The 12,877-nt window shown below is 75.7% G+C and carries 10 protein-coding genes; 4 read left to right on the top strand and 6 right to left on the bottom strand.

The window, feature by feature from the left end:
- Nucleotides 1-132: 132 nt before the first annotated feature.
- Together KPL59_RS06480 and KPL59_RS06475 are read right to left on the bottom strand one after the other, a co-directional pair.
- On the bottom strand, nucleotides 133-2,133 hold the full coding sequence (locus tag KPL59_RS06480) for a glycosyltransferase (protein ID WP_226359471.1): 2,001 nt from the start codon (nucleotides 2,131-2,133) through the stop codon (nucleotides 133-135).
- Entirely contained in the window at nucleotides 2,130-3,422 is a 1,293-nt protein-coding gene (locus tag KPL59_RS06475) for an O-antigen ligase (RefSeq protein WP_226360235.1), read from the bottom strand. Before KPL59_RS06475 ends, KPL59_RS06480 begins: the two co-directional genes overlap by 4 nt.
- Nucleotides 3,423-3,583: 161 nt before the next feature.
- Here KPL59_RS06475 and KPL59_RS06470 point away from each other — a divergent pair, with 161 nt between their 5' ends.
- Nucleotides 3,584-4,612, top strand: coding sequence for a glycosyltransferase family A protein (locus KPL59_RS06470; protein ID WP_226359469.1), 1,029 nt, complete (start codon nucleotides 3,584-3,586; stop codon nucleotides 4,610-4,612).
- 6 nt (nucleotides 4,613-4,618) lie between these two features.
- On the opposite strand, the gene KPL59_RS06465 is transcribed toward KPL59_RS06470, so the two are convergent.
- The 4 genes from KPL59_RS06465 to KPL59_RS06450 form a co-directional block, all read right to left on the bottom strand.
- Entirely contained in the window at nucleotides 4,619-5,572 is a 954-nt protein-coding gene (locus KPL59_RS06465) for a class I SAM-dependent methyltransferase (protein WP_226360234.1), read from the bottom strand.
- A 62-nt stretch (nucleotides 5,573-5,634) separates the two neighbouring features.
- Nucleotides 5,635-6,747, bottom strand: coding sequence for a cystathionine gamma-lyase (locus tag KPL59_RS06460; RefSeq protein WP_226359467.1), 1,113 nt, complete (start codon nucleotides 6,745-6,747; stop codon nucleotides 5,635-5,637).
- A gap of 5 nt (nucleotides 6,748-6,752) precedes the next feature.
- Nucleotides 6,753-7,811: an NAD(P)H-dependent glycerol-3-phosphate dehydrogenase gene (locus KPL59_RS06455; RefSeq protein ID WP_060712981.1), complete on the bottom strand. Its 1,059-nt coding sequence runs from the start codon at nucleotides 7,809-7,811 to the stop codon at nucleotides 6,753-6,755.
- A complete protein-coding gene (locus tag KPL59_RS06450) occupies nucleotides 7,808-8,527 on the bottom strand; it encodes a 1-acyl-sn-glycerol-3-phosphate acyltransferase (protein ID WP_075310690.1) in 720 nt (239 codons plus the stop codon). The genes KPL59_RS06455 and KPL59_RS06450 overlap by 4 nt, the downstream gene beginning before the upstream one ends.
- A gap of 129 nt (nucleotides 8,528-8,656) precedes the next feature.
- On the opposite strand from KPL59_RS06450, the gene cofC reads away from it, so the two are divergent.
- The 3 genes from cofC to KPL59_RS06435 all read left to right on the top strand — a co-directional run bounded on the left by cofC (nucleotide 8,657) and on the right by KPL59_RS06435 (nucleotide 12,784).
- Complete coding sequence (cofC, locus tag KPL59_RS06445; protein WP_308187835.1) at nucleotides 8,657-9,394, top strand: 2-phospho-L-lactate guanylyltransferase; 738 nt, start codon at nucleotides 8,657-8,659, stop codon at nucleotides 9,392-9,394.
- A 61-nt stretch (nucleotides 9,395-9,455) separates the two neighbouring features.
- On the top strand, nucleotides 9,456-11,837 hold the full coding sequence (locus KPL59_RS06440) for an RNA degradosome polyphosphate kinase (protein WP_226360233.1): 2,382 nt from the start codon (nucleotides 9,456-9,458) through the stop codon (nucleotides 11,835-11,837).
- Nucleotides 11,837-12,784, top strand: a complete 948-nt coding sequence (locus KPL59_RS06435; protein WP_226360232.1) for an NUDIX hydrolase — start codon at nucleotides 11,837-11,839, stop codon at nucleotides 12,782-12,784. The genes KPL59_RS06440 and KPL59_RS06435 overlap by 1 nt, the downstream gene beginning before the upstream one ends.
- Nucleotides 12,785-12,877 lie beyond the last annotated feature (93 nt).

Genomic DNA, 12,877 nt, shown 5'->3' with positions numbered 1-12,877 from the left:
GCCCTCGGGGAGGTGACCGCGCGGCGCGGGCGCCCCGGGACCGCCCACCCGCCCGCCGGTGCCGCACGACGGCCCTCCGGGTCCGCGCGACCGTTCGTCGGACCGGACCGGACCGGACCAGGTCAGGTCAGGTCAGGTCAGGACGACCGCCAGCACCCGCTCCCGCTCCGGGACGGCCGTGAGGACGCCGGTGAGGTCCTCGGTGCGGGTGCGCCGCGGGTCCGCGAGCGCGACGACCGCGCCGGGCCGCGCCGGGCCGGCCACCGGACCGTCGCGCAGCGCGAGTGCCTCGGTGATCCGCCGGGCGTCGGTCTCCAGGCCGGGACCGGCCGGCACCACCCGGGTGCGGTCCGGCCCCGCCAGCAGCCGGATCCGGTCGACGAGCACCGGGTCCGCCGCATCCAGCACCGCGACCGGGCCGCGGCCCGACGCGGCGACGGCGCGCAGCAGCCCCGAGTTCGGGGTGGCACGTCGGCGGGGCAGCAGCGCCGCACCCGTCACGACGGCGACGACGATCCCCGCGAGCAGCGCGAGCGCCGCGGCCAGCGTCGTCGAGGTGGCGACCGGGGTGACCGCGGCCCGGGTGTCGACCGGCACCAGCCGCCCGGCCGGGTCGAGGACGTCGGCCGCCACGACCTGGTCGACGACGGCCTCGGCCAGCGCCTCCGCACGGCCCGGGTCGGGGTCGCGCACCGAGATCCGCGCCAGCCCCGACGCCGGGACCAGCTCGACCGACACGGCGCGGCGCAGCTGCTCGGGGTCGGGACCGCCGGGCACCGCCGCGGCCGCCCGGCCCAGCAGCGACGGCCCGGTCACGATCTCGGGCAACGCGGGCAGGGCCAGCGAGACGACCTCGCCGTAGCTGGTCGAGACCACGGGGCGGGCCGGGTCCAGCGAGACGGTCGCTCCGACGTCCGGGCGGGCCACCAGCGTGACGCTGGCCTGCTCGGTGATCGGTCCGAGCGCGACGGCCAGCAGCACCGCGGCCGTCGTCGCGAGCCCGGCCAGGGCGGCCACGCCGGCCAGCCAGAACCGGCCGGGCCCGCCGGCGCCCGCGGCACGGGCGTCGTGGAGCAGCGCGTCGTAGTCGGCGGCCAGCGCGACCGGGTCGTGCTCGGCAGCCACCCGGGCCCGCCCGGCCGCGGCCGGTGCCCCGCGGCGGCGCGGGTCGGCCAGCCCGTTCAGCGCGGCGGCGACCGCGGCCGGGTCGCCCGGCGGTACGAGCAGCCCCGCCGCGGGTGCGTCGGCGCGCGGGCCGAGCGCCTCGCGGACCCCGTCGACGTCGGTGGCGACCACCGGGAGCCCGGCGGCCATCGCCTCCAGGACGGCCATCGGCAGGCCCTCCCAGTCGCTGGTCAGCACGGCGACGTCGGCGGCGGCGAGCAGGGTGGGCATGTCGTCGCGGGCGCCGAGGAACCGCACCCGGTCACCCAGGTCCGCGACGCGTTCCTCGAGCCCAGCGCGCAGCGGGCCGTCCCCGGCGAGCAGCAGCACCGGCCCGCCCGGCACCGCGCGCCAGGCGTCGAGCAGCACGTCGTGGCGCTTCTGCGGGACCAGCCGGGCCGCGCACAGCGCGACGCCGACGTCGTCGGGCAGGCCGAGGGCACGCCGGGCGTCGGCCCGGGCGGGCAGCACCGGCGGGGTGACGGCGTTGCGCAGCACAGCGATCCGGGTGTCGTGCAGGCCCGCGGCACGCAGCCGGTCGGCGACCGCCGCGGACACCGCGACCACGACGTCGGCGGCGCCCGACAGCAGCCGGGCCGCGGCCGGGTAGTCGTCGGCGGCGACGCCGTGGAACACCGTCACCAGCGTCGGTCGGCGGCGCCGGGTGTGCGCGGCGAGCCGGCAGACCAGCCCGACCAGCACGTTGTGGGCGAGCACGACGTCCGGGCGGTGCCGCCGGAGGGCGGCGGCCACGGCGAGGGCCCCGCGCAGGATCCCCACCGGGGTGCGGCGTACCAGCGGCATCGTCTCGGTGCGGTACCCCTGCGCGGCCAGCTCGTCGGCCCGCACCCCACCCGAGGACAGGACCACGGTGTCCCAGCCGAGGCCGGTCCCGTGCCGGGCGAGGTCGGCGACGACGCGCTCCGCTCCCCCGGTCCCCATCTCGTTGACGACCTGCAGGACCTTCACCGGATCGCTCCCTCGCTGCGCAGGCCCACGGCGCAGGCCGCGGCGGTCAGTGCCCACAGGGGCATGTAGTACTGCTCGGACAGGAACGTCGAGGCGACGCAGACCGCGATGAGCGCGGTCTGCACGGCCAGCGGCAGCAGCCGCCCGGGGCCGGGGCCGGCGGCCCGGACCGCCCGCTCGGCCGACCACAGCGCCGCCGCGATCATCCCGACGAAGCCGGCCAGACCGAGCACCCCGAGCTCGGCGGCGACCTCGACGTACATGTTGTGGGCGACCGGGGTCTGCTCCTCCAGCTCGGCGTTGTGGGACGCCGCGAGGTAGTGCGAGCGGAACCCGCCGGGTCCGACGCCGAGCAGCGGTTGCTCGGGCAGCAGTGTGGCCGCCACCTCCCAGCGCAGCGCCCGGCTGTCGATGTTGGAGGCGGCGACCTGGTCCTTCTGGGAGAGCGCGCGGCCGACGTCGTCACCGAAGCCGGCGACCAGCCCGACCCCCGCGACCACGACGGCGACGGCGGCCGCGGCGAGCACCCGGGGCGCGATCGCCCCGCGCACCGTCAGCCACACCATGGCGACGACGAGCGCGATCATGCCGCCGCGGGACACGGTCACCGCCGCCCCCAGCACGAGCAGCACCAGCAGCACCCCGACCAGCACCTGCGCGGCCCGGGGTGCGCGCTCAGGCCCGTCCCGGCGCGGACGGCGCAGCCACAGCGCGAGCAGCAGCGGCACCGCCGAGACCAGCACGTAGGCCAGGTCGTTGGGGTCCTCCAGCGGCCCGGTCGCCCGCGGCGAGCCCTCGATGAGGAAGCTCCGCAGGGCCCCGCTCGCGGCGACGGTCGCGCCGGTGACCGAGGCCCACACCGGCACCCGCACCGGGACCTCGCGGGAGCAGACGTCGATCAGCACCGTCACGGTGACCAGGAACGACACCCAGCGCTGGGCGTAGCTCATGGTGAAGGTGTCGCCGGCGTGCACCGCGGTCGAGGCGAGCACGGCCACGGCCAGCACGGCGAGCGGCACGTGGACCGGGTGGAAGCGCGGCAGCCGGAACGGGCGCAGCCGGGCCACCAGCCACACGAGCACGAGCGTCGCCGCGGGGAGCTTGGTGACGACGTCGTTGATGTCGAGCAGGTAGCCCTCGCAGGAGGCCACGCCCACGGTCAGGAACACGAGCCCCTGCAGCAGCCGGGCCAGTGGCGTGCGGGTGGCGATCTCCTGCACCAGCGGGGTGCCGGGCCGCGGGCCGGTGTCCCGCAGGACTATCCCGGCCGGTGCGGTCTGCTGCACCATCCCGCCTCCGCCCGCCGCCCGCCGTGATCCGTACTGCGGTGCATTCGGCCGTTCACCAGGGATCGTTACCGCTCGTGGCGGAGATCGACGACACTGCGGCGTAACGCGGGTGCCACTCCGGGACGACGGTCATCCCAGCGACCCCGACAGAACGGACGAGAATGGGCCACCACCGTCAGGCACGTCCGCGGTTCAGCTTCCTGTCGACCGCCTACCGCACCGAGCACGCGGTGTCGGGGATGATCGGGTCGGTGCAGGCCCAGACCGATCCTGACTGGGAGCTCGTCGTCGTCGACAACGGGATGTCGGACGAGATGGCCCGGATCGTCGGTTCCCACGCCGAGCACGACCCGCGGATCGTGCTCGTCCGCCAGCCCAACCGGGGCGCCGCGGGCGGCATCAACCGCGCCTCGGCCGAGTCCTCGGGCCGGTACGTCACCCTGCTCAACTCCGACGACCGGGTGCTGCCCGAGTTCTGCGCCCGGCTCGGCGACGTGCTCGACTCCCGTCCGGACCTCGCCGCCGTCACCTGCGACGCCTGGTTCACCGACGCCGCCACCGGGGCGCGGCTGCCCGCCTCCTACCTGGAGAACGCCGGGGCGCCGACACCGGACCCGGAGCACGTGCTGACCCTGCCCGAGCTCATCGAGGGGCCGTGCCCGTACTACACCGGGGCGGTGCGCCGGGAGGTGTGGGACGCCCACGGCCACGTCGACGACGCCGGGGTGACCGTCGCGGACCTGCACCTGTTCCTGCGGATCGTCGCGGCGGGCCACCGGATGGTGACGCTGCCCGAGCGGCTCGCGAGCTACACCCAGGCGCCGCAGTCGCTGTCCCGCGGCGGGCCCGCGGTGCTGGCCGTGGAACAGGCCCGGGAACGGGCGGTCCGCGCGGCCGCCGCACGCTCGGACGACCCGGCCGTCGCCGCCGCCCTGGAGCGGGAGCTGCGCCGCAGCCGGCACCGCCGCGGTGTCGTCGGGGCCCGGGTCGCGCTGTTCGAGGGCGATCTCGCGACCGCCCGCGCCCGGGTCCGGGCGGCGTTGCGGGAGCGGACCGACCCGCGGACCCTCGCCGTCGCCGCCGCGGTGCTGCTCGCCCCGGGCGCGACCCGCTGGGCCTACCGCCGCTCCCGGGGCGGGGAGGTCCCGGCGCCGGTCGTCCCGGTGCGGGTCACCGACGCCGCGCGCTGAGCGCGCTCACCCGGTCCGGCGGGCCAGCACGACGAGCTTGTTGCCCCGGCCCATCCGCCGGAACAGCGCCTCCGCCGCGGGCCAGCCGCGCGCGAGCAGCCGGTCCACCGGGCCGGAGCCCTCGGCCCCGTGGTCGAAGGTGGCCTGCATCTTCGCCACCGGCGAGGTCATCCGGTGCACCTCGACGACGGTCACCCCGTGCGGCGCGAGGACCCGTTCCAGGCCCCGCTCGGTGAAGTAGATCTTGTGTTCCCAGTAGTACATGTTCTTGGCCAGGTCGACCCGCCCACCGGTGGCGCGGTGCAGCGCACGCACCAGCGGCCGCACCGGGAACGCGGCGTCCGGGGTCTCCAGCAGCACCCAGCCGCCGGGACGCAGCCGGGACAGCGCGTCGGTGAGGAACGGGCCAGGGTCGGCGACGTGCTCGATCACGTCCCAGAGGGTGACGACGTCGACCTCGGTGTCCTGCGCGGCGAGCTGCTCGGGGGTGAACACCGTCAGCCCGCGGGCGGCCGCGCCGGCCAGCGCGCGCTCGTCGACGTCGGACCCGACAGCGTCCAGCCCGCGGTCCCTCGCCCACGCCAGGAAGTTCCCGATCCCGCAGCCCACGTCGAGCACCCGCCCGCACCGGCCGGCCCGGTCCTCCAGCCGGTCGAACACGGCGGCGTAGCGCTGCTCGTAGCCCACCCGGACGGCGTCGCCCGCGTAGACGTCGAACTTGTAGTCCTCCCAGTACTCCCCCGCCGTCGAGCCGCCGGGGACCGGGTCGCGCAGGAACTCGGTGCCGCAGCCGGTGCAGCGCAGCAGCCGGTACCGCTCCTGGACGACGTGGCGGAGCAGCCGGCCCGGGGCGCCGCAGGCCGGGCAGGCGGCGGCACCGGCCGACCCGGTGCCGGACGTGCGCTCGGCATGGTCGGCGTAGTCGGTGTGACCGGCGTGGTCGGCGTGGTCGGTGGTCATGGACGGCACCTCGTCTCGCGGCGGATCGTGCACCGCTGCGCTCGTGCCGGACCTGCCCGCCGTTACCCCCCGAGGGCGCCGATCACGTCCGCGAGGAGGTCGTCGGTGTCCTCCACCCCGCAGGACAGCCGCACCAGGCCGTCCGGCACCGCGTCGCCCCACCGGGCCCGCCGGTCCGCGGCCGTGCGCAGTCCGCCGAAGCTCGTCGCCGAGTCGACCAGCGTCGCGGCGGCCAGGAAGTCCGAGACGGCGTGGGTGTCGGCCAGGGTGAACCGCAGGATGCCGTTCCAGCGCCGCATCTGGGTCCGAGCGAGCAGGTGCGACGGGTCGTCGGCCAGCCCGGGCCAGCGGACGTCCCGCACGCCGGGGGTCTCCCGCAGCGCGACGGCGAGCGCGCGGGCGTTCTTGGCCTGCCGGCCCAGCCGCAGGTCCAGGGTGCCGAGCCCGCGCAGCGCCAGCCAGGTCTCCATCGGCCCGGCGATCGCGCCGCCGCGGGTGCGGAAGGCGCGGACCCGCTCGTGGTGCACCGGGTCGGCGGCGGAGACGTGCCCGAGCAGCAGGTCCCCGTGCCCGGACAGCGCCTTGGTGTCGCTGGCGACGACCAGGTCGGCCCCCAGCGCGAGCGGCTGCTGCCCGAGCGGGGTGCACGTGGTGTTGTCGACGGCGACGACCGCACCGGCCGCGTGCGCAGCGGCGGCGACCGCGGCGACGTCGCAGACCTCCAGGCCGGGGTTCGACGGCGTCTCCAGCATCACCAGCGCGGGCCGGTGCCGGGCGATCGCCGACGCCCAGTCGCCCGCGGTCGCGCAGTAGGCGACCGGCACCCCGAGCGGGGCGAGCTCCTCGTCGGCGAGCAGGCGTGCGACGTAGTAGCCGTCGCTGGGCAGCAGCACGCCGCGCCCGGCGCCGGTGAAGGCGCGCAGGACCGCCGCGACCGCGGCCATCCCGGACGGGAACACCGTGCACGGCCCGCCGTCGAGCTCGCCGACGGCGGCCTCGAACTCCCGCCACGTCGGGTTGTCCGCGCGAGCGTAGAAGTCCGCGCCCTGGTCGGCCTCCTCCGGGCGTCCGAGGTGGTACGTGCTGGTCAGCACCGGTCCGCGATGGATCGGGTCGCCCACGGCGTGGGCGTGCTGCTCCCCGCCGTGCACACAGCGGGTGCCGTCTCCGAGCATGGGGTTCACTCCGGTTTCGGGGCCCGGGAGATCAGTTCCTTGGCCATCTGGTGGGCGGTCATGCCCTCGTGGCAGACCCGGCGGACCGCGTCGGCGATGGGCAGCTCGACCCCGGCGCGCTCGCCGAGCTCGCAGATCGACAGGCAGGACTTCACGCCCTCGGCGACCTGGCCGTGGTTGGCCTTCTCCGCCTCGGCGAGGCTCGCGCCGCGCCCCAGCTGCTCGCCGAAGGTCCGGTTGCGCGACAGCGGGGAGCTGCACGTCGCCACCAGGTCGCCCATGCCGGCCAGGCCGGCGAAGGTCAGCGGCGAGGCGCCGAGCGCCATCCCGAGCCGCGACATCTCGGCCAGCCCGCGGGTGATCAGCGACGCCCGCGAGTTGTCACCCAGCCCCATCCCGGAGGCGACGCCGACGGCGAGCGCGATGACGTTCTTGCCCGCCCCGCCCAGCTCCGCCCCGACGACGTCGGTGTTGGTGTAGGCGCGGAAGTAGCCGGTCGCGCAGGCGGTCTGCAGTGCCACCGCGCGCTCGTGGTCGGAGCAGGCGATGACGGTGGCCGTCGGCTGCTCGTGCGCGATCTCCGCGGCCAGGTTCGGCCCGGACACGACGGCGAGCCGGTCCGCGCCGACACCGGTGACGTCGTCGATGACCTCGGTCATCCGCTTGAGCGTCCCCAGCTCGACACCCTTGGCCAGGCTGGTCAGGGTGACCCCGGCCGGGACCAGGTCACGCCACTGCTCCAGGTTGGCGCGCAGCGACTGCGACGGCACCGCGAGGATCACCGCGTCGACGCCGTCGAGGGCCTCGGCGGCATCGTGGGTGGCGCGCAGTGTGTCCGGCAGCGCGACGTCGGACAGGTAGTCCGGGTTGCGCCGGTCGGCGTTGATCGCCTCGGCGATCTCGCAGCGGCGGGCCCACAGCCGCACGTCCCGGCCGGCGTCGCCGAGGACCTTCGCGAACGCGGTGCCCCAGCTGCCCGCGCCGAGCACGGCGACGCGCTGGATCGAGTGCACCGGCTCGTTGACCGGGCGCTCCCCGAACGACGGGACCCCAGGGACGCTCATCGGCCTGCCTCGCTCTCCGGGCGTCGGCGGTAGAACTCCTCCGGCGCGTCCTCGTCGCGGACCTCGGCGAGCAGCTCCCGCACCCGCCCCATGATCAGGTCGGTGACCTCGCGCAGGACGTGGGCGTCCAGCGGGCGCCCGCGGTAGGCGCTCAGGTCCACCGGGTCCCCCGCGCGCAGCACGACGTCGGTGCGCGGCAGCGGGCGGAACTTCTTCTCGTAGCCGTTCAGGACCTCGCGGGTCCCCCAGTGCACCATCGGGATGACCGGCGCGTCCGAGGCCAGCGCCATCCGCGCGACGCCGGTGCGCGAGCGCATCGGCCACCCGTCGGGGTCCCGGGTGATGGTGCCCTCCGGGTAGATGATGACGATCTTGCCGTCGGCGAGCGCCTGCGTGCCAGCGGCGAGGCTCTGCTGGGCGTCGGCGGAGTCGCGGAACACCGGGATCTGGCCCGAGCCGCGCAGCACCGCGCCGAGCACCGGCACGTTCCACAGGCTGCTCTTGGCCAGGAACCGCGGCACCCGGCCCGCGCTGTGGACGTAGGTGCCGGTGTGGATCGGGTCCAGGTGGGAGATGTGGTTGCCGACCAGCAGCGCACCGCCGCGGGCCGGGAGGTGCTCGCGGCCCTGGTAGCGCGGCCGGCCGGTGAGCCAGCCGATCGAGTAGAAGAACGGGACGGCGAGACCGACCCAGAATCCGCCCTTCTCGCGTGCCACCGGCGGCCTCCTCCTGCCCGCCGCTGCGGCGGGTCGTGGGGTCGTCGCGGATCGGGATGATCCGGATCTGATCCGTGGAGTCTCCCCACAGAGGCCCCACGGTGTCACGCGGGGTGCCAGACTGGGGCTGTGACCCTGCGGGTGGACCTGGTGGTACCGGTGAAGCCGCTGCCCCGCGCGAAGACCCGGTTGCGTGGCGCCGCCGATGGCGGGGTCGGCGATCTCGGCGCGCACCAGCGGCTCGCGCTGGCCCTGGCCCGCGACACGGTGGCCGCCGCCGTCGCCGCGACGGCGGTCCGGCACGTGCTGGTGATCTCCTCGGACCCGGCGTTGGCGGTGGAGGTCGGCGCGCTCGGCGCCGAGGTCGTCACCGACCCCGGGCGCAGGCTCAACGGCGCGCTGCGCCACGGTGCCGCGCTGCTGCGCTCGCGCGACCCGCACGTCGCGCTGGGGGCGCTGCAGGCCGACCTGCCCGCCCTGCGCCCGGCCGAGCTCGACGCCGCCGTCGCCGCGGCCGCCGTGCTGTTCGCCGGCGGCGCGTCCCGCGCCTTCCAGCCCGACGCCCCCGGCGAGGGCACCACGCTGCTGCTGGTCGCCCCGGGGCAGGACCTCGACCCACACTTCGGCCGCGGGTCGGCCGCCCGGCACCGTGCCTCCGGGGCCCGTCCGCTGCCCGGTGACCGTCCCGGTCTGCGCCGCGACGTCGACACCGCCGCCGACCTCGACGACGCCGTCGCCCTCGGGGTGGGGGCGTGGACCCGGGCCGTGGTCGACGCCCGGCACGGACCCCCCGCCGTACCCCGCCCGCCCGGATGTCACCCGCCGGGGGAGGCCGTCGCCCGACGGTGTGGCACACCACGTACGTGACGTCGTCGGCCGGGGCCGTGTCCCCGTGGACGGTTGCGGAGCGGTACGAAACAATCGTGACGTGAGCGACGACTCGGCGACCCCGGACGGACGGAACGGCACCTCCGCGCACCCGGGCGGCCGTCCCCGGACGGCCGCGCGCCGTGCCCCGCGGCCGGCGTCGCGGCGGTTGCACACCGCGAGCCGCAGCGTCGCCGACCAGGCACCGTCCGCGGAGATCCCGGCCCAGCAGCACGCGCCAGCGGGTCCCGCGGCACCGCCCGCCCCGCCGGCCGCCACGCCGTCGCCGAGCCAGGGGGCGGCCCCGATCGCGCCGCCCGCGGGGGCGACCACCCCGGCGTCGACGATGGGCGAGCTGCTCCCCGAGGACCGCTACCTCAACCGCGAACTGTCCTGGCTCGACTTCAACGCCCGCGTGCTGGCCCTGGCCGAGGACTCCAGCCAGCCGCTGCTGGAGCGCGCGAAGTTCCTCGCGATCTTCGCCTCCAACCTCGACGAGTTCTACATGGTCCGGGTCGCGGGCCTGAAGCGCCGCGACGAGACCGGCCTGTCCGTGCGCAGCGCCGACGGCCTCACCCCGCGCCAGCAGCTGGCCCGGATCACCGAGCGGAGCCGCGCGCTGTCGCGGGCGCACGCCGAGGTGTTCATGGACGAGCTGCTCCCCGAGCTCGACGCGGCCGGCATCCACCTGCGCAGCTGGGAGGATCTGACCGACGCCGAGCGCCTGCGCCTGTCGGACTACTTCACCGAGACGGTGTTCCCGGTGCTCACCCCGCTCGCGGTCGACCCGGCGCACCCGTTCCCCTACATCTCCGGGCTGTCGCTGAACCTTGCGGTGACCGTCCGTGACCCGGAGGGCCGGACCGAACGCTTCGCCCGGGTGAAGGTGCCCAACAACGTGCCGCGGCTGGTGTCGGTCGACCCGCCGGACACCGACACCCGCGCCGGGAACCGGCAGTGCACGTTCCTGCCGATCGAGGACCTGATCTCCGCGCACCTCGGTGACCTGTTCACGGGCATGGAGGTCACCGAGGTCCATCCGTTCCGGGTCACCCGCAACGCCGACCTCGAGGTCGAGGAGGACCGCGACGAGGACCTCCTGCAGGCCCTGGAGCGCGAGCTCGCCCGGCGCCGGTTCGGGCCGCCGGTGCGCCTCGAGGTGCTCGACACGATGTCCGAGCACGTGCTGGAGCTGCTGCTGCGCGAGCTCGACGTCGATCCCAACGACGTCGTCACCGTCCCCGGGCTGCTCGACCTCACCAGCCTGTGGCAGGTGCACGGGGTCAACCGCCCCGACCTGAAGGACGAGCCGTTCCGCCCCGCGACGCACCCCGCGTTCGCCGAGCGGGAGACCCCCCGCAGCGTGTTCGCGACACTGCGCGAGGGCGACGTGCTCGTGCACCACCCCTACGACTCGTTCTCCACCTCGGTGCAGCGCTTCATCGAGCAGGCCGCCGCGGACCCGAACGTGCTCGCGATCAAGCAGACCCTCTACCGCACCTCCGGCGACTCCCCGATCGTCAACGCGCTGATCGACGCCGCCGAGGCGGGCAAGCAGGTCGTCGCCCTGGTGGAGATCAAGGCCCGGTTCGACGAGCAGGCCAACATCCGCTGGGCGCGCGAGCTGGAGAAGGCCGGCGTGCACGTCGTCTACGGCCTCGTCGGGCTCAAGACGCACTGCAAGACCTGCCTGGTCGTGCGCCAGGAGGGGTCGGAGATCCGTCGGTACTGCCACATCGGCACCGGCAACTACAACCCGAAGACCGCGCGGCTCTACGAGGACGTCGGCGTGCTCACCGCCGACCCGACGATCGGCGCGGACCTCACCGACCTGTTCAACTCCCTCACCGGCTACTCGCGGCAGACCTCCTACCGGAGCCTGCTCGTGGCGCCGTACGGGATCCGCCGCGGCATCGTCCGCCGCATCGACGACGAGATCGAGGCGCACCTGTCCGGCGAGGCCGGCGCGCGGGTGCAGATCAAGGCGAACTCGCTCGTCGACGAGGCGATCATCGACGCCTGCTACCGGGCGTCGCAGGCGGGCGTGCCGGTCGACATCGTGGTGCGCGGCATCTGCGCGATCGTCCCCGGGCGGCCGGGGCTCAGCGAGAACATCACCGTCCGGTCGATCCTCGGGCCGTTCCTGGAGCACTCCCGGGTGCTGCACTTCGGCTCGGCCGACGAGTACTGGATCGGCTCGGCGGACATGATGCACCGCAACCTGGACCGCCGGGTCGAGGTGATGCTGCGGGTCGCCGACCCGAAGCTCGCCGACCAGCTCGGCGCGATGTTCGACTCCTGCCTGGACCCGGCGACGCGCTGCTGGACGCTCGGCCCGGACGGGACCTGGTCGCCGTCCCCCGCGCCGGGATCGGAGAACATCCGGGTCCGCGACCACCAGGTGGAGATGATGAACTCCCGGCGAGGGAAGAGCGAGGACTGATGCTCTCCGCGCAGTTCCGGACCGACGGGGCCGAGGTCGACCCGGCGGGGATCGCCGACGTCGTCGCGGCCGGGACGGTGCCGTGGCGCCGCGCGGACGACGGCACCGTCGAGGTGGCCCTGGTCCACCGCCCCCGCTACGACGACTGGTCCTGGCCCAAGGGCCACCAGGACCCGGGCGAGGCGCTGACGTCGACCGCGCTGCGCGAGACCGTCGAAGAGGCGCACCTGGAGTGCCGCCTCGGCGCGCGGCTCGGCCACACCGCGTACGACGTGCCCGGCAAGGGCCACAAGGTCGTGCACTACTGGGCCGCCGAGGTCGTCCGCGACCCCGGCTTCACCGCCACCGACGACACCGACGAGCTGCGGTGGCTGCCCCGCGACGAGGCCGCCACGCTGCTCAGCCGCCCGGCCGACGCCGACCTGCTGGACCGGCTCGACCAGGTGGGGCCGCCGTCGTCGACGGTGGTGCTCGTGCGGCACGCCAAGGCGGGCAGCCGGACCGCCTGGGAGGGCGACGACGACCTGCGCCCCCTCTCCGGCACCGGGTTCACCCAGGCCGACCGGCTCGCGGACTTCCTCGCCCGCTTCGGCCCGGACCGGCTCGCGACCGCCCCGCCGCTGCGCTGCGGCCAGACGGTCGAGCCCTACGCACGGGCGTCCGGTGCGGGCGAGCCGGACGTGGAGCCGCTGCTGGGCGAGCACGGCTACTGGGTCTCGCCCGCCGACGGCCTGGCCCGTTTCCGCACTCTCGCGGCCCAGCCCGGCGTGACGCTGCTGTGCAGCCAGGGCGGGGTGATCCCGGACGTCGTCGGGCACCTGCTGGCCGATGCGGGGAGGTCCCCCGATCCCGACCTGCCCTCGCACAAGGCCAGCACCTGGGTCCTGGGCTTCGGCGACGACGGGGCCCTGCTGTCGGCCGACTACTACCGCCGCCCGCCGGCCTGACCCGCCTCGCCGTCCCGCTCCGCCCGCCTCCCGGCATCCCCGGTGCCGCGCCACTCGTCGATCAGTACCTGAGTGCTGTTCGGGCCCGGATCG

Origin of the sequence: Pseudonocardia sp. ICBG1142, from assembly GCF_020496255.1 — a bacterium.
Lineage (GTDB): Bacteria > Actinomycetota > Actinomycetes > Mycobacteriales > Pseudonocardiaceae > Pseudonocardia.
The sequence above is the reverse complement of the archived record's forward strand: the minus strand, read 5'-3'. Positions and strand labels throughout refer to the sequence as shown.

Bases quoted from the DNA above. Each gene is read 5' to 3' on its own strand.
- KPL59_RS06460 (WP_226359467.1), bottom strand. From the start codon at position 6,747: ATGCTCGGAGACGGCACCCGCTGTGTGCACGGCGGGGAGCAGCACGCC.
- KPL59_RS06470 (WP_226359469.1), top strand. From the start codon at position 3,584: ATGGGCCACCACCGTCAGGCACGTCCGCGGTTCAGCTTCCTGTCGACC.
- KPL59_RS06455 (WP_060712981.1), bottom strand. From the start codon at position 7,811: ATGAGCGTCCCTGGGGTCCCGTCGTTCGGGGAGCGCCCGGTCAACGAG.
- KPL59_RS06435 (WP_226360232.1), top strand. From the start codon at position 11,837: ATGCTCTCCGCGCAGTTCCGGACCGACGGGGCCGAGGTCGACCCGGCG.
- KPL59_RS06475 (WP_226360235.1), bottom strand. From the start codon at position 3,422: ATGGTGCAGCAGACCGCACCGGCCGGGATAGTCCTGCGGGACACCGGC.
- KPL59_RS06465 (WP_226360234.1), bottom strand. From the start codon at position 5,572: ATGACCACCGACCACGCCGACCACGCCGGTCACACCGACTACGCCGAC.